Raw genomic sequence first — 18,766 nt, forward strand, 5'->3', positions numbered from 1 at the left:
TTGCCGCGATTGCCACGATGATACGTCAAAAAAGCCCGTTTGCCCCCGCATCGCGTGTGCCCGTGGCTCCCTGGCGGGGCTACAATAGGCAGATGAATAAAGCCTTTGTAAAAGAATCCGACAACGACGATGATGAAGAAGCGGCCGCGCTGGCGCTGGCCATTCCCGCCGGCGCCAAGAACTACATCACGCCGGCCGGTTACCAGCGCATCAAGGAAGAGCTGCTGCAGCTGATCGACGTCGACAGGCCGGAAGTGGTGCGCATCGTCCATTGGGCGGCGTCGAATGGCGACCGCTCGGAAAATGGCGACTATATCTACGGCAAGCGGCGCTTGCGCGAAATCGACCGCCGCATCCGTTTCCTCACCAAGCGCATGGACCTGGCCGCCATCGTCGACCCCAGCGTGCACCATGGCAACGATCAGGTGTTTTTCGGCGCCACGGTGACTTACCGCACCAGCGACGGCGCAACGCATACCATCACCATCGTCGGCATCGACGAGTTCGATCCCCTGAACGGCAAGATCAGCTGGGTCTCGCCCATGGCCCGCACCATCACCAAGGCGCGCGAGGGCGACGTGATCACCCTCAACACGCCGCAGGGCGAGCAGGAGCTGGAATTGCTGGAAGTGACGTATCCTGCGCCGGGGGAGGGGTAGTTTGCGGTGACGCAGGATGCGTGAGGCGCGCGCAGGCACACTGATTCTTTAGTTGCTATCAGGAGCTGCCATGCCCCGCCGCCTTCGCCTCGCCTTGCCCGGCGTTCCGCTGCATGTGGTGCAGCGTGGCGTGAATCGTCAAGCCTGCTTTCTTGATGGGCAGGACAAGCAGCGTTATCTGGATTATTTGCGCAGTTGTTTGGCGCTTGCGCCATGCCAATTGCATGCTTATGTGGTCATGAGCAATCATGTGCATCTCTTGCTTTCCACGCAAAGCACAGTTTTCCTGTCGTCGCTGATGAAAATGCTGAATCAGCGTTATGTGCAGTATTTCAATTGGCGTTATGGCCGCACCGGCAGCTTGTGGGAAGGCCGCTACAAATCTTGCCTGGTGCAGGGCGAGCGTTATTTATTGATTTGCCAGCGCTATATCGAACTCAATCCAGTCAGGGCTGGCATCGTGGCATTACCTGGGCAATATTGCTGGTCCAGCTATCGGAGCAATGCGCAGGGCGTACATGATGATCTGCTGTCCCCGCATTCCTTGTATTTGACGCTTGGACGTGACGCATCTGAACGGCAAAAGAAATACCAAACATTATTTCAGGATGAGTTGGGCGAGCGTTGCATCGGACAACTGCGAGAGGCAGTCAATGCCGAATTTGCCGTAGGCGATCAGACGTTTTTACGGCAAGTCGCGGAAATGCGCCGGTAGTCCGCAGCGGAGATCCGGGGTCAGACCCGGCGGGTCTGACCCCAGTTTTTTGCTGCGTATATGAATTACGTTCGAACCCGCAAAGCGTGAGAGCCGGGGTCAGTCGCTTCGCGATGGGAGTGCGTCCCATTGGGACGTATTCCCCCGGCGGGTCCGACCCCAGTTTTTTGCTGTGTAAATTAATTGCGCTCGCGCAGGATGCGATTCACGCCGGCCACTCTGCGCACATTGCGCAGCAGGGCGGCCAGGTGGACCCTGTCCTTGACTTGCACGGTGAAGCGCAACTGGTCGAGGACGTTGTCCTTGTCTTCGTCCATGCCCACATAGATGATGTTGGCGTCGGATTCGCCGATTTCGGCGGCGACTCTGGCCAGGATGCCCCGTTCGCTGTTGATCAGCACCTTGATGCGGCAGTCGAAGCGGCGGTTCAGTTCTGTTCCCCAGCGCACGGCGATCCAGCGGTCCGGTTCCTTGGCGCGCTGGCGTTTTGCTTGCGAGCAGTCGCTCGTGTGCACCAGCAAGCCCTGGTCGCGGCGCAGCTGGCCGATGATCTGGTCGCCGGGAATCGGCAAGCAGCATGGCGCCAGTTGCACGGAGACGCCTTCGCTGCCGCAGATGGTGACCGGGTCGAGCTCGCTGCCGCTATTGTGTTCCACCGGCATGCTGGCCGCTTCGCCGCCGATCAAGCCGAAGATGTGGCGCGCCACCAGGGTGGCCATGCGCTTGCCGATGCCGATGTCCGCGTACAGCTCGTCCATGGAGTTGGCGCTCGACTCGTTGAGCAGGCGTTCGACCAATGGCGCTGGCAGGTCGGCGTCGATGTTCAGGGTCTGCAACGCCTGCGACAGCAATTGCTGGCCCAGGGCGATCGATTCGGGCAGGTTGATCGTGCGCAAGTGGTGGCGGATGGCCGAACGGGCCTTGCCGGTGCGTACGAACGACAGCCAGGTCGGGCTGGGGCGCGACGAGGAATCGGTGATGATTTCGACGATGTCGCCATTGTGCAGCTCGGTGCGCAGGGGCGAGGTTTCGTTGTTGATCTTGACGGCCACGGTCTGGTCGCCGATGCCCGTGTGGATCGAATAGGCGAAGTCGATGGCCGTGGCGCCGCGCGGCAGGGCGATGATCTTCGACTTCGGCGTAAACACGTAGACGGAGTCGGGGAACAGGTCGACCTTGACGTGTTCGAGGAATTCGGCCGAGTCGCCCGTCTGCTGCTGGATGTCGAGCAAGGATTGCAGCCACGCATGCGTGCGCTGCTGCAAGTCGGACGGGTTCGATTCGCCGCTCTTGTACAGCCAGTGCGCCGCCACGCCGGACTCGGCCGTGCGGTGCATTTCCTGCGTGCGGATCTGGAATTCGACGGGCGTGCCGTACGGGCCGATGACGGTCGTGTGCAGCGACTGGTAGCCGTTCAGCTTGCGGATCGCGATGTAATCCTTGAACTTGCCCGGCATGGGCTTGTACAGGCTGTGCAGGGTGCCCAGGGTCACGTAACAGTCGGCAAAACTGCCCACCACCACGCGGAAACCGTACACGTCCAGCACCTGCGAGAACGACAAATGCTTGCTGCGCATCTTTTTATAGATGTCGTACAGGGTCTTTTCGCGGCCAGTGACGTCGGCCTCGAGCTCGGCCATGGACAAGGTGCTTTTCACCGCTTCCATGATCTTGTTGACCACTTCGCGCCGGTTGCCGCGCGCCGCCTTGACGGCTTTCGCCAGCGTGCGGTAGCGCATGGGGTACAGGTGCGAGAACGACAGGTCCTGCAGCTCGTGGTAGATGTTGTTCAGGCCGAGGCGATGCGCGATCGGCACGTACACTTCCATGGTCTCGCTGGCGATGCGGCGTTTTTTTGCCGCCGTCATGAAGTCCAGGGTGCGCATATTGTGCAGGCGGTCGGCCAGCTTGATCAGGATCACGCGCACGTCGGACGCCATGGCCAGCAGCATCTTGCGGAAGTTTTCCGCCTGCGCTTCGATCTGGCTCTGGAATTCGATCTTTTCCAGTTTCGACAGGCCGTCGACCAGGTGCGCCACCGGCGCGCCGAAGCGTTCGATCAATTCATCCTTCTTGACGTCCTGGTCTTCCATCACGTCATGCAGCAGGGCGGCCATGATGGCTTGCGCGTCGAGCTTCCAGTCGGCGCAGATTTCGGCGACGGCGATCGGGTGCGAGATATACGGCTCGCCCGAGCGGCGCATCTGGCCCAGGTGCATTTCGTCGGAGAAGCGGTAGGCTTCCTTGACTTTTTTCAGGTCGGCGGGAGACAGGTATTCGGCCAGCTTGTCGGCCAGATGGCTGACGGAGGCCACGCCGAGGGCGGGCGCTGGCGGTGCTGCGGGGGTGTTGCTGCCGGACGTGCCGGCGCCGGGCGCGGAAGCGCCCTGCGGTTTTGCCGCCTGGCGCGAGGCCAGGGGCGGCAGTGCTGCGGAAGTCGTGTCGGCTGGGGTCAGACTCATAAAACGTCGCGTTGCTTCACAGTGTGAATAAAGGATACGGTAGAACCAGGGGTCAGCACTGTTCCGGCACGCGGGTTCCCACTTACATCGGGACCTTTTTCAGCATTTCGATGCCGACTTTACCGGCAGCGATTTCACGCAGTGCGACAACGGTAGGCTTGTCCTTGGCTTCCACCTTTGGGGTGTGGCCTTGCAGCAACTGACGTGCGCGATAGGTCGCAGCCAGGGTCAGCTGAAAACGGTTAGGGATCTGCTTCAGGCAATCTTCGATTGTGATACGGGCCATAGTAACTCCTAAATTGTGTGCGTGGTGCGGGGCGCTGTGTGAACTGGCGTGCAGAGACGATTATTCTGCGTGCAGGCCCAGCTGGGCGAATAGCGATGCGTTGCGGGCCGCTTGTTGCGCAAACCGGCAACGGGCCGCTCTCACGATCGCGCTCAGTTCGGACAAAGCGACCGTAAACTCTTCATTGATAATAACATACTCGAACTCGGGAGCGTGTGCGATTTCGCCGCCGGCCGCCAGCAGGCGGCGCGTGATCACGTGCGGCTCGTCCTGGCCGCGCTTGTTCAGGCGTTCTTCCAGCGCATCGATCGATGGCGGCAGGATGAAAATGCCGGCCGCGCGGGGAAATTGCTTGCGCACCTGGCGCGCGCCTTGCCAGTCGATTTCCAGCAGGATATCGGTGCCGGCGGCCATTTGCTGTTCCACCATGATGCGCGAAGTGCCGTAGTAATTGCCATGCACTTCCGCCCATTCCAGGAACTCGCCCTGGTCGGCGCGCGCGACAAAGTCTTCCGCCGTCGTGAAGTAATACTCGCGGCCATGCTGCTCGCCCGGACGGGGCGCGCGCGTGGTGGTCGAGATCGACAATTTGATGCCGGGCTCTTGCGCCAGCAATGCATTGACCAGTGTCGATTTGCCGGCGCCCGATGGCGCGGCGACCACGAACAGGCTGCCGGAGAAGGCGGTAGGGTGGCTCATGCGGATCTTTCCATATGCGTGTGATGGCGGCGTGTGCGCTTGCATGGGCGCCGCCCAATCCGGTATTTTACCAAGAGGCAAGGCGGTGAGCCAGCCCCGCGATGCGCCTTGCCGCCAGGCTTGTGCATATTTTGCTTGTTATCTCGAGGAAATAGTTATTTAATTTGGAATGGTTTTTTCTTAATAACTATTTGCCGACAGGATGCGCGCATGAAGAATTTCCCGTTTATCAGTTCCGCCCAGGCCATGTTGCTGCTGCGCGTGGCCATCGCCGTGATGTTCATGGCGCACGCCATCACGCGCATCGCCAATGGCACCATTCCCCGCTTTGCCGGTTTCCTGGAAGACAAGGGATTCATCTACGGCCTGGCCGTCGTGTGGGCGATTACCGTCGTCGAAATCGTTTGCGGCAGTTTGCTCATCGCCGGCAAGTACACGCGCTGGGCGGCGGCCGGGCTGATGGTGATCTGCATCGGCGGCATCGCCATCGTGCATGCGGCCAAGGGCTGGTTCGTGGGCGAGCATGGCGCCGGCGGCGTGGAATACAGCATCGTGCTGTTTGTCGCCTGCGTCGTCATTGCCGCCAGCGACAAGGGGCGCGCCGGAGCGCGCCTGGCCTGAAGGGGGAGGGGAGCTTATTCCAGATTCTGCACCTGTTCGCGCATCTGCTCGATCAGCAGCTTCAAGTCCATCGAGGCGTCGGCCAGTTCCTTGACGGACGCCTTGGCGCCCAGGGTATTGGCTTCGCGGTTCAGTTCCTGCATCATGAAGTCGAGGCGCTTGCCCACTTGCCCGCCCTTGGTGAGGATGTGGCGCGTTTCGCCCAGGTGGGCCGACAGGCGCGCCAGCTCTTCCGACACGTCGATGCGGATGCCGTACAAAATCACTTCCTGGCGGATGCGTTCCATGGCGTCCTGGCGCGACAGGGCTGAATTCGAGCCCTGGCTGGCCAGGCCCAGCGCATCCTGCATGCGCTCGATGGCTTTTTGCTGGAAGGCCGCCACCACTTGCGGTATCAATGGCGTGATGCGCTTGACGATGGCTTCCATCGCTTCGATGCGCGACAGCAGCACGGCTTCGAGCGCGGCGCCTTCGCGCTTGCGGCTGTCGACGAAGGCCGCCACGGTACGCTTGGTCAGCGCGCCCACGTCCGCCTGCAGGGACTCCTGTCCCACTTGCGCTTCTTCGATGACGCCAGGCCAGCGCAGCAGTTCGGCCACCGTCATGACGGGAGCGGAGACAAAATGCTGGCCCACTTCGTTTTGCAGGCGCGCCAGTTCGGCCAGCAGGGGCAGGTTCAGCGCTTGCGTACCGGCCGTCGCGGCCTTGCGGCCAAAGCTCAGGCGTACCTCGACTTTGCCGCGGGTGATGGCGGACATGACGGCGGCGCGCAAGTCAGGCTCCAGGGCCCGCAGATCGTCGTTGATCCGGAATTGCAGGTCGAGAAAGCGCGAGTTGACGCTCTTGATTTCAATTGTCAGTGTGCCTGCAGCACCTTCGCTGGTGGCAACCGCGTAGCCTGTCATGCTTGAAATGCTCAAAGGATTCCCCGATTTGGTCTTGTATACAGTCACTTATACACTTAATCAGCCAGCGCAGGCAATACCGCCCGCGCCGCAAAACAGACCGAAGTACACGATGGCCTGAAAATTGCTGAATAGTGTGCGTTTTACGGCATTGTAAAGAAAATTGTGTTTGGCGGGGCAGGATTGTAGGGATCATGTGTGCGCGGCCCGCCATTGCGTCCTGCGCTGTTGCATGACTGCAAATACACGGGCGCGCGGTGGTAAAATCGCTGCCGCAACCCCAATCACACAGGACATCCCATGACATTTGAATCCCGCCCGAGCGGCCGCGCCGTCGACGCGCTGCGCGCCATCCGCATCACCCGCCAGTACACCAAGCATGCCGAAGGCTCGGTGCTGATCGAGTGCGGCGACACCAAGGTCATCTGCACCGCCAGCATCGAAGACAAGGTGCCGGGTTTCCTGAAGGGCAAGGGCCAGGGCTGGTTGACGGCCGAGTACGGCATGCTGCCGCGCTCGACGCACACGCGCATGGACCGCGAAGCGGCGCGCGGCAAGCAGTCCGGCCGCACGCAGGAAATCCAGCGCCTGATCGGCCGCTCGCTGCGCGCCGCCTTTGATTTGCAGGCCTTCGGCGAACGCACCCTGCACCTCGATTGCGACGTCATCCAGGCCGACGGCGGCACGCGCACGGCCTCGATCACGGGCGCCATGGTGGCCGCGTATGACGCGTTTTCCCAGCTGCAGGCGCGCGGCGCGATCACCGCCATTCCCGTGAAAAGCTTCGTCGCCGCCATCTCGGTGGGCGTCTACCAGGGCATGCCGGTGCTGGACCTCGATTACGTGGAAGACTCGGGCTGCGACACGGACATGAACGTGGTGATGACGGAAGCGGGCCACTTCATCGAAGTGCAGGGCACGGCCGAAGGCGCCGCTTTCGACCGCGCCGGCATGAACCGTTTGCTGGATCTGGCACAGGGCGGCATCGCCGACTTGATCGCCCTGCAGAAGCAGGCTTTGGGGATCTGATCTTTACATAGATTTACACATCGCTGCCCGCCGCGCCGGGCAAAAAGCCCACACTTGCCGCCGTTGAGCGCGGCGGCGGGCCAAGGTGAGGGGAGCGCAAAAGGTTTACAATGTCGGCACTTCAACCGGACTACTGACATGACCCAACGCCTCATCCTCGCCTCCAACAACGCCGGCAAGCTCAAGGAATTCAACGAGCTGCTCTCGACCATCGGTTTTTCCGTCCACGCCCAGGGCGAGTACGCCGTGCCGGAAAGCGACGAACCATTTCACACCTTCGTTGAAAACGCGTTGCAAAAGGCGCGCCACGCGTCGCGCCTGACCGGCTTGCCGGCGCTGGCCGACGATTCCGGCGTGTGCGTCAATGCGCTAGGCGGCGCGCCAGGCGTGTACTCGGCCCGCTATGCGGGCGAGCCGAAATCGGATGCCGCCAACAGCGCCAGGCTGATCGCCGACCTGGAAGCGCATGCCGACAAGTCCGCCTATTACTACTGCGTGCTGGTGTACGTGCGCCATGCGGATGACCCGCAGCCCGTGATCGCCGATGGCCGCTGGAATGGCGAGATGATCGCCACGCCGCGTGGCAACGGCGGCTTCGGCTACGATCCGCATTTCTTCATTCCCGCGCTGGGCAAATGCGCGGCCGAACTGACGTCCGATGAAAAGAACGCGCTGTCGCACCGTGGCCAGGCCCTGCGCGCGCTGGTGGAAAAGCTGCGATGATCCCGATCAAACTGGTGGGCGCCGTTGCCAGGTCGGCAGCCAAGCCGAATACCGCTCCCGCGCCGCAGGAAGGCATTTCCGGCGCGGCCGGAGCGGCCCTGAAATACCTGCAGCCGGGCGCGCTGAACCTGACGGCCCTGCCGCCGCTGTCGCTGTACATCCATTTCCCGTGGTGCGTTAAAAAATGCCCGTATTGCGACTTCAATTCGCACGAGGTGCGCGGCGACTTGCCGGAAGCCGAATACCTGGCGGCCCTGCGCCTGGACCTGGAAATGGCGCTGCCGCTGATCTGGGGCCGCAAGATCCACACGATTTTCATCGGCGGCGGCACGCCCAGCCTGATGTCGGCGGCGGGCCTGGACCGGTTGATGTCGGACGTGCGCACTCTGCTGCCACTGGAGCCCGATTGCGAAATCACCATGGAAGCCAATCCGGGCACCTTTGAAGCGGAAAAATTCAAGTCTTACCGTGCCAGCGGCATCAACCGGCTGTCGATCGGCATCCAGAGTTTCAATGGCCGCCATCTGCAGGCGCTGGGACGCATCCACGACGACAACGAGGCGCGCCGCGCGGTGGAGATGGCGCACGCCAACTTTGATAATTTCAATCTCGACCTGATGTACGCGCTGCCCACGCAAACGCTGGCCGAGGCGCGGCAGGACCTGGACACGGCGCTGTCGTTCGCGCCGCCGCATTTGTCGCTGTACCACCTGACGCTCGAACCGAACACCTTGTTCGCCAAGTATCCGCCGGTGCTGCCGGATGACGACGAGAGCGCCGACATCGCCGACATGGTGGCCGCGCGCGCGGCGCAGGCCGGTTATGGCCGTTATGAAGTGTCGGCCTATGCGCAGCCGGGCCGCCAGGCCAAGCACAACCGCAATTACTGGGAATTCGGCGACTACCTGGGCATCGGCGCGGGCGCCCATTCGAAGATTTCGTTCCCGCACCGCGTGCTGCGCCAGGCCCGCTACAAGCAGCCGCGCGCCTACATGGACGCGGTACTGGCTGGTAACCCGGTGCAGGAAGAGCGCGAACTGGCGCGCGAGGAAATGGGTTTTGAATTCATGCTCAATACCCTGCGCCTGACGCAGGGCTTTGCGCCGAACCTGTTCGCTGAGCGCACGGGCCTGGCCCTCAACGCCATCGAGCAGCCGCTGAATGCGGCCGAAGCGAAAGGCTTGCTGTACCGCGACCACCAGGTCATCCGCCCGACGGCGCTGGGATTGTCCTTCCTGAACGACCTGCAGCAGATGTTCCTGGAAGACTGACGCTGCCTGATGCGCTAATGCGCGCTGGCGGCGCGCAGGCGCTGCAGCTTGGCCGCGTATAGTCCGTGCTCGCCGCGCGTGGTGCTGTTGTCCATCGCCAGTTCCAGCTGGCGTCCGGCCTGCGCCAGCTGTCCCATGCGCGCATACGCCTGCGCCAGCCAGAAGTGGAATTCATGGTAGTAGGGGGCGCGCGCGATCTCGCGCTTGAACAGGCGCGCCGCTTCCTGGTAGTCGGCCGTTTCCATGGCGCGCTGGCCCTGGTTGAAAAAGTGGAACGGCGGCTCTGGCTGCAGGGCCAGCAATTTGCGCCGCAGCAGCTGGGCTTCGCCCGCGCGTCCCAGGCCGTCGAGCGCCTGCGCCAGGTTGGACAGCAGCACGGTGTTCGATGGCGAGCGTTCCAGTGCGTAAGCGAGCGTGCGCCGCGCCGGTTCGGTATCGCCGTGGCGCAGCTGGATGATACCCAGGGTATTGAAGGAACCCGCAAACGTGGGGTCTTGCAGGATGGCGGCGCGGGCATACCAGTAGGCTTGATCGAGTTCGCCGCTGGCCATGGCTTCGGCGGCGCGATTGTTGAGGTACATGGCCACGATGGTTGCCTCGCGCACTTCCTGCGTGCGCTGGCCGACGAGGTCTTCGCCGGGCAGGAAGTCGATGAGCAGGATGGCATCGGAATCGTAGCCGACCGCATTGCTGAGGGGGCGGCGTTCCAGCGCGAGATTGACGTGGCCGGCGACGAAATACATGTCACCGCTGCGGCTCCAGCTCTCTTCGCCCAGGACCACCTGGTAACGTACTTCCAGCCCCATCTCCTTGGCCAGTGCCGCCGTCATCAGCACCAGCGACAGGCAATTTCCGCTGCGCGCATCGAACGCCTGCGCCGCCGTGCGCGTCATGGCGGCATCATATTCCAGCTGCAGCCCGGCCCGGTTGCGCAGGGCATCGGCCAGCGCGCGGCGGGGATTCTTGCTGCGCGCCTCGCGCGCGATATCGACACGCACGTAAAGCCGCATGGCGTCGCTCATGGCAAACGCCTGCTGCGGGTCGACCGGCACGGCCGGCGCGGCAAAGCTGGCATCGTTGAACAGGTCGGGTGGAGGTGGCGTGGCGGGCGCCGTGGCGCAGCCGACAAGGGCTGCGCACAGCAGCAAGGGGGACAGGAAGCCCAGGCGCAGCTGTTCGCTGACGCGGCGGATACTTTTCATGTTCGTGCTCCCGCAGAACGATGTCAGGCGCAACACGTATCGCTGCCGGTGGAGCGCCCTGCCACCTGAAGCCAGTATCCTCGCGCGCCACGGCGCTGTCAAACCCTTTTGACGGGTCCTGTTGCCAGCCTAAAACTCTTCCCAATCCTGCTCGCCAGCCACCTGCGCCTGGGGCTTGCGCGCGGCAGGCGCGCTCCTGGTCGCGATGCCGGGCTGCCTGGCGGTGGCGCTCCTGGCCGCCGGCTTGGCCAGCCGGGTGGGCGCCGGCCGCGCGGTGCGCACCGGCGCCGCCGCGGCCGTGTGTTCGAGCTGGAAGCCGGCCGCCACTTGCGCCAGGCGCGCGGCCTGGTCCTGCATGCTTTCGGCCGCTGCCGCCGCTTCTTCCACCAGGGCCGCATTTTGCTGCGTCACCTGGTCCATCTGCGCGATGGCTTGGTTGACCTGGTCGATGCCCATGCTTTGCTCGGCGCTGGCGGCAGTGATTTCGGCCATGATGTCGGTGACCCGGCGCACGCTGTCGACCACTTCGCCCATGGTGTTGCCGGCCTGCTGCACCAGCCGCGTGCCGTTGTTGACCTGCTCCACCGAGTCGCCGATCAGGGTCTTGATTTCGCGCGCCGCCGCGGCCGAGCGCTGCGCCAGGCTGCGCACTTCCGTGGCGACGACGGCAAAGCCGCGCCCCTGCTCACCGGCGCGCGCCGCTTCGACGGCCGCGTTCAATGCCAGGATATTCGTCTGGAAGGCGATGCCGTCGATGACGCCGATGATGTCGACGATTTTCGTCGATGCCGTATCGATGGCGCCCATGGTGTCGACCACCTGGCTGACGATGCTGCCGCCCCGTTCGGCCACGCCGGAGGCGGCCACCGCCATCTGGTTGGCCTGGCGCGCATTGTCCGCATTCTGCTTGACGGTGCTGGTCAGTTCTTCCATCGACGACGCCGTCTCTTCCAGCGAACTGGCTTGCTGCTCCGTGCGCGCCGACAGATCCTGGTTGCCGGCGGCGATTTCGCCCGACGCCGTGGCGATCGCATTGGTGCCCGTCTGCACTTCCGACACCACCTTGCGCAGTGCCTCGTTCATGCCGTGCAGCGCGCGCATCAGGTCGCCGATTTCATCGCTGGCGGGCGCGCCGAAATGCGTGCGCAAGTCGCCATCGGCCACCGTTTCGGCGACCTTCACGGCGGCCTTCAACGGTTGCGTGATCGAGCGCGTGATCAGCCAGGCGCAGACGCTGCCCAGCGCCACCACCAGCACGCACAAGGTCAGCAGCAAGGTGAAGCTGCGCCCGTTGGCCGCCTCGATCGCGTGTGCCGTCGCGTCGATGGCCTGGCGCTGCTGCGACAGCAGGGCCTTGACGTTGTTCTGGTATTTGGCGGCGGCTGGCGCGAAGCTGTCGCGGTAGGTGCTTTCCGCCTGCGCCGCGTCGCCGGCCTTGCGCGCATTCATCACCAGGGTCTTGGCGTCCTGGTATTTGACGCGCTCGGCGATGGACGATTTGAAGATGGCTTTTTCCTCGTCGCTGTCGAGCAGCGCCTCGATTTTCTTCAGCAGTTCGCTGCCCTGTTTCGTGCTGTCGGCGATGGTGTCGGCAAACACGCTGGACAGGGTTTCATCCGTGCTTTTGGCGATCATCGAGGTGCGCGCGATGGCCGAATAAATCAGCACGTACCAGTCCGATACGAGGCGTTCCTTGGCCAGCGGTTTTTCCATCATTTGCCGCGTCGCTTCGGCATTCACGTGGGCGCTGTACAGCGCATACGAGGTGGAGATCACGGACAGCAGCAGCACCAGCGCGAAGCCTGCAGCCAGGCGCGTGCCGATACGAAGGTGGGAGAGGGCGTGCATGGTTGGAGCTCCTGTCGCAGAGGGGATTTAATTGCCTGTGCGACATAGTATGCACTGATAAGTGACCAATAGGCGAGGGAAAAGCGCGCTTGTTTTGGCGCCTGTTGCAGTCTCGCCCGTGCTACAGGTCGAGCGCCTGGCGCAGGTCGGGCTGCTCGGCCCAGCGGGCGAAGGCGGCCGCCATGCGTTCGCTTTCCGCGATGGCGCGGCGCCAGTCGCGCATGCGCGCCGCGTGGTCTTGCCCGTAATGGGGGAAGTCGCGCCGGTCCGGCAGTTTGCCGTTCGGCAGGCTGGCCACGAAGGCGGGCGAGGGCGAGACGAGGATCATGTTGTCGAGTGCGCTATCGCCGCTGCGCGCGCGGCGCCAGGGCATGGCCTTGTCCAGCCAGCCTGGCACGATATGGTCGGCAAAATGCGGGTACAGCACCAGATCCGGTTCGCGCTGGTAGGGCAGGTGCAAATGGTAGTCGACCAGGCCGCCGTCCCAGTAGCGCCCGGGCGGCGCACCGGCGATGTCCGTCACGGCATCGAGTACCAGCGGGATGGAACCGGAGGCCAGCAGCGCGTCGCGCAGGTTCTCTTGCGCCAGCGGCACGAAGTGGGAATGAAAGGCGTCGAAGCGCGAGCGCAGCCAGCTGGCGCCATCCGGCCCGGCATGGAACACGGCGCGTTCCAGCGAGGCGGCCAGGCGCGCGCGCGCCACGGCGTTGCCGGCGGCCGCCAGCAGAAAGCCGCGCCGGTCGCGCCATTTTCCCGGCTGCGCCAGCGCGCCGACGCCGCGCACGGCCAGCACCGACAGGCTGTGTTGCGCATGCCGCAGCAGCTGCGCATCCTGGCCATCGAGGACGGCGTCGAGCAGGGCGCGGCAGGTGCGGCTGACGTGCGCCGCCTCGGGCTTGTCGGGATAGCGCTGGCCCACGTATGCGCGCACCAGGCGGCGCTGCGCGGCCACCGGGTCGGGGAACACGGCGGCGGCCATGCGCCAGGCGCCGATCGAGGCGCCGACGAAGTGGCGCGGGCGCGGCGCCTGCGCCAGAAAATCACCGAACAGCCAGCAATCGAGCTGATGCAGGATCAAGCCTTTCGGCCCACCTGCGGCGGCAGGCACGATGGCGATGTCGCTGGCGCGCAAGCCGTTTTCGGCAATGCGGGCGCGGGCGCGGCGGCCCAGGCGGATGGTGATTGGTGATTGCATGAGTAGTCGTTGGCGGCCGGTAGCCTGGTATTTTACCGCCAGCGTGGCGCCACGACGCAGTCGCGCTCGTTATAGTCACATTGTTAGTATTAATAAATTTCTTTCAGGCAACCATTCTTTTGAGAAATGTTGCATAATATTGGACGTTGAATTTTTGGCATGAGCCAAGGATTCCTTATGTCTTGCTTTTTTATTGGAATCGTATGCAATTGAATCACGCTTTTGTTCTGACCCTGATCGCCGCTTCGCTCGCCGCTTGCGGTGGCGGCGGTTCGTCTTCCCCATCCGACACGTCGGTTGCCGTGAATACGGCCAAGCCTGCCGATCCGGTAGCGCCCGTCGTTCCAGTCGTTCCCGCCGTGCCGGCGGCCACTGGCGAAAACACGGGCACCGTCAGCGCACGTTTCGTCAATGGCGACAACAGCCGCTACGTCTTTACGTCGATCGGCTTGCAGGGTAATGGCAAGGCCGGTCTGCTGGTACAGGATGCCTCCGGCGCCTTGAGCACTATCGGCGGCATCGTCCTGACGGGCAATCCGGCCGTGACGCGTGAAATCAGCGGCGACGCCAGCTTTGCGCAGGGACGCTGGTTCAAGGGCTCATTCAGCAATAGCTCTGGCGCCACGACGTTGAGCGGCAACAATGCCAGTGCGCATTACGTCGCTTATAACGTGCTCGCCGCACTGCCAGCGACCGGCACGTTCTCCTGCGATGCAGGCACGTTCACGGCGCCAAGCTATACGGGTGGCAGCAGCGTCTCGTCGACAGCTCACTTTGGTACAGTCAGCGGTAATGCCAGCATGTCCTTCGATGCCTCCGGCGCCAAAATAGCGCTGACCATCGACGCCAGCGCAGGCGGCAGCACGGGCAAAGTAACGGCTTCGACGACCATGGCTTCGGCCGCGTCGAGCAGTTTCACCGGCGGCTACCTGTCGAATGGTTTGGGCGCGCAGCTGATGCTGGGCGACGGCGGCGCTGGCAGCTACCTGCTGATCGCCGCTTACAAGGCACAACTGGCAAATGGCGCCAATTACCAGGGCGTAGCTACCTTCCGCTGCTCCTGATCACGCGGGCATGAAAAAAGCGGCGCCGTGCATTGCACGGACGCCGCTTTTTTTTGCGGTGAGGATCAGCGATTAACGCAGTGCCGCGACCATCTGTTTCAGCTTGCCGGAATCGACGCAGAAGGCGCGGATGCCTTCGGCCAGTTTTTCCGTCGCCATCGCGTCTTCATTCATCATGAAGCGGAAGGCTTCTTCGTTCAGCGACATTTGCACGATGTTGGTCGACGGCGCCGCTTCGGCGCTCAGCTTGCGTTCCACCGGCGCATCGCTGTCGGCCAGCTTTTGCAGCAGGTCGGGGCTGATGGTGAGCAGGTCGCAGCCGGCCAGTTCGAGGATTTGCGACGTGTTGCGGAAGCTCGCGCCCATCACCTCGGTCTTGTAGCCGAACTTGCGGTAGTAATTGTAGATGCGGCGGACCGATTGCACGCCCGGATCTTCCGCGCCCATGTAGTCGATGCCCGTCGATTTCTTGTACCAGTCGTAGATGCGGCCGACGAACGGCGAAATCAGCTGCGCGCCCGCTTCGGCGCAGGCGATGGCCTGGGCCAGCGAGAACAGCAGGGTCATGTTGCAGCGGATGCCTTCCTTTTCCAGGATGGCGGCGGCGCGGATGCCTTCCCAGGTGGAGGCGATCTTGATCAGCACGCGCTCGCGGGCAATGCCCGCGTTCGAATACAGGGCGATCAGGTCGCGGCCCTTGGCGACAGTACCTTCCGTGTCGAACGACAGGCGCGCATCGACTTCGGTGGAGACGCGGCCGGGGATGGTTTGCAGGATTTCCACGCCAAAGGCGATCAGCAGGCGGTCGATGATTTCGGCGGTCGAGGCGTTCGGATGGTCGCGCACGGCCTTTTCCAGCAGCGGCTTGTATTCATCCTTTTGCACGGCCTTCAGGATCAGCGACGGATTCGTCGTCGCATCGCGCGGCGTGTAAGCCTGGATCGATTGGAAGTCGCCGGTGTCGGCCACCACGGTAGTAAATTGCTTCAGTTGTTCGAGTTGGTTCATGGCTGCACGGGAAAGAGTGAATGGGCTTGCCGGAGTATTGTACCGAATCCATTGCCCGAAGCACCGACTATTGTCTCCCCCGCGCACTACTTGTTCAATTGAATCTTGCTTTTTTGAGAACTCGCGCATAATTGCCTGGACTTGTTTATTTTGCACATTGTTTTGATAAGCAATGTGTGATGCCACTTTCCAGATGAAGAGCATCCTTTGACACAAGATATCGTTAGCGCGGTAGCCGCCTTCAATGGTGCGACGCGTCTGTATGCATTGTCCATCGGCGATGATGGACAGGACGGCGGCTTGCTGGTCGAAGCCTTCGCCGCCGATGAACGGCTGCAGGCGGTTGGCGCGCGCGAGATTATCGCCTTGTCCACGAATGCCCATGTTGCGCTGGCCTCCCTGCTGGGCCAGCCTGCCAGCCTGCATATCAGCCTGGCCGACGGCACGCGCACGCAGTTTCCCGGCTATATCAGCGCAGCGGCCATGCTGGGCAGCAATGGCGGCCTGGCGCGCTACCGCTTGCGCATCACGCCCTGGCTGTGGCTGCTGACGCAAGTGCGTAACAGCCGCGTATGGCAAGACCGTAGCGTGACGGCCATCGTCGACGAGGTATTGCAAGCCTATGCGCCGCATGCCCTGTGGCAATGGAGCGACGAGGTGGCGCAGTGCATGCGGCAGGCGGGCGAGCGCAGCTATTGTTGCCAGTACCGTGAATCGGACTACGATTTCGTGCGCCGGCTGCTGACGGAAGAGGGCATCGCCTGGCGCTTTGAGGCGCACACGCTGATTTTGTTCGCCGACAGCAGCCAGCCCTGCGCCACGCCCGAGGACGCCAGCAGCGCGCAAGATGGCGGCTTGCGCTTTCATGGCGCCAGGGCCGGCGAAGCGAGCGACAGCGTGCAAGCGCTGTGCGCGCGGCGCAGCCTGCACGTCGGGCTGAGTAGCGTACTGAGCTACGATTACAAGGCCAAGAAGGCGGTCGCCGCCAGCGTGCCGACGAATATGGCCATCGGCGGCAAGCATGCCCCCGTGCTGGAAAGTTACGATACGCCGGGCCAGTACTGGTATGCGAATGGTGCGCAGGCGCAGCACTATGCCGCGTTGCAGATGCAGTCGCGCGAAGCGCGCGCCCAGTTGTGGCAGGCGCGCTCGACGGTACGCACCCTGCGCGCCGGCACGCGGTTCACCCTGACGCAGGGGCCGTTGCCGCAGGCCGATGGTGCCGCGTCCGACTATGTCGTGCTCCGCGTGGCCAGCATCGGCATCAACAACCTGCCGGCGCCCGCGTCGCAGGCGCTGGCAGAACTGTTCGGCCCAGTGCCCGAACTGCTGCAAGAAGCCATGCCTGGCCTGGGCGACGGCTTTGCCGACTTTGCCGCCGCGATTGCCCAGGCGAAAGCCAGCGGTTACGCCAACTGCATCGAGATGCTTGCCGCGGCAACGCCATGGCGCCCCGTGCATGACGGCGGCGACGCGCGCCACCATCCGAAGCCGACGGCCTGCGGTAGCCAGAGCGCCATCGTCGTCGGCGCCGACGGCGGCACCAGCGCCAGCGGCGGCAGCGAAATCCATTGCGACAAGCTGGGCCGGGTGCGCATCCGTTTCCACTGGCAACTTGACGGCAGCGCCACCTGCTGGGTGCGCGTGGCGCAGCGCTCGGCCGGCGGCGGCATGGGCAGCCAGTTCCTGCCGCGCATCGGCCAGGAAGTGCTGGTGCAATTTCTGGAAAACGATATCGACCGGCCCATCATCGTCGGCGCCCTGTACAACGGGCAAGGCGAGGGCGGCGTCGCGCCCACGCCGGGCGGCATCACGGACAAGCCTGCGGACGCCAGCGTCTTCGAGCCAGCGCGCGACCATGCGCCATCGGCGCAGGGCAACGTGGCCGGCGGTAACAGCCCGCTCTGGCATGGCGCGGCTGGCGGCAGCGCGGGCCACCGCAACGGCGCGGCGCAATGGGGCATCCGCAGCAAGGAATTCGGCGTCGCCGGCTCCGGCTCTGGCTACAACCAGTTGCTGTTCGACGATACCGACCAGCAAGGGCGCATCCAGCTCAAGAGCAGCCATGCGGCAAGCGAACTCAATCTTGGCCACCTGATCCATGCGGCCGACAATTACCGGGGCAGCCTGCGCGGCACGGGCGCCGAGCTGCGCACGGACGCTTACGGCGCCGTGCGGGCCGGCGCCGGCCTGCTCATTTCCAGCTACCTCGTCAACCACGACGCACAGGCGCGCGATCCGGCCGGCGACAATGCACCGGGCATGGTCTTGCTCAAGCAGGCAGCCAAGCTGGGTGCAACCTTCAGCGCCGCCGCCGTCACGCACAAGACGGTCGCGTATGCCAGCCACCTGGGCCCGGCCAAGGCGAATGCCAGCGTGCTCGACGAAAAGGCGGCGCCCTTGCCGGCGTTCCTGACCAGCGTCTCCGGCATGCTGAGCCAGGAAAATACGGCCGCCGCCAGGCGCGACGCGGCGGGCAAGCCGACCAGCCCCGGCGACGACAAGCTGCCGCACAGCAGCGACGCCATCATCGCCATCGCCGCCCGCGCCGGCCTGGGCGTGCTGGCGGGCCAGGATATCCAGCTGGTCAATGGCGAAACCACCTCCCTGATGAGCGGCCAAGACACCCAGTTCGTCGGCGGCGGCCAGTTGCGCGTGCACAGCGGCCAGGCCATCGGCGCGCTGGCCGGCGTCGTCAAGGCGGGCGAGAACAATATCGGCCTGCAACTGATCGCCGCCAAACAAGCCATCGACCTGCAGGCGCAGGCCGACGTGCTCAACGTGCAGGCGCGCGAGGAAGTCAATATCGTCAGCGCCGCCGCGCACATCGACTGGGCGGCGGCGAAAAGCATCCGCCTGTCGACGGCGGGCGGCGCCAACATCAACATCGAGGGCGGCAACATCACCGTGCAGTGCCCGGGCAAGATCACGGTGCATGCCGGCAAGAAGAGTTTTATCGGGCCGGAGCGGCTCGCTTATCCATTGCCGGCGCTGCCTGCCAGCGTCTGCAAAGCGTGCCTGCTGGCGGCCTTGCGTAGCGGCAGCCCGTTTGTCGCGCCCACGGCAGCCTAGAAAAGGA

The 18,766-nt window shown here is 63.7% G+C and carries 16 protein-coding genes; 8 read left to right on the forward strand and 8 right to left on the reverse strand.

The window, feature by feature from the left end; translation table 11 throughout:
* The first annotated feature begins 92 nt into the window (after window positions 1–92).
* Together greB and ACPJXG_RS06085 are read left to right on the forward strand one after the other, a co-directional pair.
* Window positions 93–659, forward strand: a complete 567-nt coding sequence (gene greB / locus ACPJXG_RS06080; protein ID WP_425253694.1) for a transcription elongation factor GreB — start codon at window positions 93–95, stop codon at window positions 657–659.
* 70 nt (window positions 660–729) lie between these two features.
* Window positions 730–1,374 (forward strand): transposase, encoded by a 645-nt coding sequence (locus ACPJXG_RS06085; protein ID WP_425253695.1) that lies wholly within the window; start codon window positions 730–732, stop codon window positions 1,372–1,374.
* 179 nt (window positions 1,375–1,553) lie between these two features.
* On the opposite strand, the gene ACPJXG_RS06090 is transcribed toward ACPJXG_RS06085, so the two are convergent.
* The 3 genes from ACPJXG_RS06090 to gmk all read right to left on the reverse strand — a co-directional run bounded on the left by ACPJXG_RS06090 (window position 1,554) and on the right by gmk (window position 4,821).
* Window positions 1,554–3,836 carry a RelA/SpoT family protein gene (locus ACPJXG_RS06090; RefSeq protein WP_035821324.1) on the reverse strand — a complete coding sequence of 761 codons (2,283 nt, stop codon included), beginning with the start codon at window positions 3,834–3,836 and terminating at the stop codon, window positions 1,554–1,556.
* Window positions 3,837–3,918: 82 nt separating this feature from the next.
* On the reverse strand, window positions 3,919–4,122 hold the full coding sequence (rpoZ, locus tag ACPJXG_RS06095; RefSeq protein ID WP_010400723.1) for a DNA-directed RNA polymerase subunit omega: 204 nt from the start codon (window positions 4,120–4,122) through the stop codon (window positions 3,919–3,921).
* 60 nt (window positions 4,123–4,182) lie between these two features.
* On the reverse strand, window positions 4,183–4,821 hold the full coding sequence (gmk, locus tag ACPJXG_RS06100) for a guanylate kinase (RefSeq protein WP_080753685.1): 639 nt from the start codon (window positions 4,819–4,821) through the stop codon (window positions 4,183–4,185).
* 210 nt (window positions 4,822–5,031) lie between these two features.
* Between gmk and ACPJXG_RS06105 the strand changes: the two genes are divergently transcribed.
* Complete coding sequence (locus ACPJXG_RS06105; RefSeq protein ID WP_425253696.1) at window positions 5,032–5,442, forward strand: DoxX family protein; 411 nt, start codon at window positions 5,032–5,034, stop codon at window positions 5,440–5,442.
* A gap of 14 nt (window positions 5,443–5,456) precedes the next feature.
* Here the strand turns inward: ACPJXG_RS06105 and ACPJXG_RS06110 are convergent, their stop codons facing one another.
* Window positions 5,457–6,347 (reverse strand): YicC/YloC family endoribonuclease, encoded by an 891-nt coding sequence (locus ACPJXG_RS06110; protein ID WP_176390941.1) that lies wholly within the window; start codon window positions 6,345–6,347, stop codon window positions 5,457–5,459.
* A gap of 300 nt (window positions 6,348–6,647) precedes the next feature.
* On the opposite strand from ACPJXG_RS06110, the gene rph reads away from it, so the two are divergent.
* The 3 genes from rph (at window position 6,648) to hemW (ending at window position 9,370) form a co-directional block, all read left to right on the forward strand.
* Complete coding sequence (gene rph, locus ACPJXG_RS06115; RefSeq protein ID WP_035821321.1) at window positions 6,648–7,376, forward strand: ribonuclease PH; 729 nt, start codon at window positions 6,648–6,650, stop codon at window positions 7,374–7,376.
* Between the two features lie 138 nt (window positions 7,377–7,514).
* On the forward strand, window positions 7,515–8,099 hold the full coding sequence (gene rdgB / locus ACPJXG_RS06120; protein ID WP_425253697.1) for an RdgB/HAM1 family non-canonical purine NTP pyrophosphatase: 585 nt from the start codon (window positions 7,515–7,517) through the stop codon (window positions 8,097–8,099).
* Complete coding sequence (hemW, locus tag ACPJXG_RS06125) at window positions 8,096–9,370, forward strand: radical SAM family heme chaperone HemW (protein ID WP_425253698.1); 1,275 nt, start codon at window positions 8,096–8,098, stop codon at window positions 9,368–9,370. The genes rdgB and hemW overlap by 4 nt, the downstream gene beginning before the upstream one ends.
* A gap of 14 nt (window positions 9,371–9,384) precedes the next feature.
* Here hemW and ACPJXG_RS06130 read toward each other — a convergent pair whose 3' ends face one another.
* The 3 genes from ACPJXG_RS06130 to ACPJXG_RS06140 form a co-directional block, all read right to left on the reverse strand.
* The gene (locus ACPJXG_RS06130) at window positions 9,385–10,572 is read right to left on the reverse strand and encodes a tetratricopeptide repeat protein (RefSeq protein WP_425253699.1); all 1,188 of its coding nucleotides are present in this window, start codon (window positions 10,570–10,572) and stop codon (window positions 9,385–9,387) included.
* Between the two features lie 129 nt (window positions 10,573–10,701).
* Window positions 10,702–12,420 carry a methyl-accepting chemotaxis protein gene (locus ACPJXG_RS06135; RefSeq protein WP_425253700.1) on the reverse strand — a complete coding sequence of 573 codons (1,719 nt, stop codon included), beginning with the start codon at window positions 12,418–12,420 and terminating at the stop codon, window positions 10,702–10,704.
* A gap of 121 nt (window positions 12,421–12,541) precedes the next feature.
* A complete protein-coding gene (locus ACPJXG_RS06140; RefSeq protein ID WP_425253701.1) occupies window positions 12,542–13,615 on the reverse strand; it encodes a patatin-like phospholipase family protein in 1,074 nt (357 codons plus the stop codon).
* Between the two features lie 203 nt (window positions 13,616–13,818).
* Between ACPJXG_RS06140 and ACPJXG_RS06145 the strand changes: the two genes are divergently transcribed.
* Window positions 13,819–14,679, forward strand: coding sequence for a hypothetical protein (locus ACPJXG_RS06145; protein WP_225242317.1), 861 nt, complete (start codon window positions 13,819–13,821; stop codon window positions 14,677–14,679).
* 72 nt (window positions 14,680–14,751) lie between these two features.
* On the opposite strand, the gene tal is transcribed toward ACPJXG_RS06145, so the two are convergent.
* Window positions 14,752–15,687 (reverse strand): transaldolase, encoded by a 936-nt coding sequence (gene tal / locus ACPJXG_RS06150; RefSeq protein ID WP_035821310.1) that lies wholly within the window; start codon window positions 15,685–15,687, stop codon window positions 14,752–14,754.
* A 207-nt stretch (window positions 15,688–15,894) separates the two neighbouring features.
* Here tal and ACPJXG_RS06155 point away from each other — a divergent pair, with 207 nt between their 5' ends.
* Window positions 15,895–18,759 (forward strand): type VI secretion system Vgr family protein, encoded by a 2,865-nt coding sequence (locus tag ACPJXG_RS06155; protein WP_425253702.1) that lies wholly within the window; start codon window positions 15,895–15,897, stop codon window positions 18,757–18,759.
* The last annotated feature ends 7 nt before the right edge of the window (window positions 18,760–18,766 follow it).

This window comes from Janthinobacterium sp. NFX145 (assembly GCF_049810325.1).
GTDB lineage: Bacteria > Pseudomonadota > Gammaproteobacteria > Burkholderiales > Burkholderiaceae_D > Janthinobacterium > Janthinobacterium rivuli.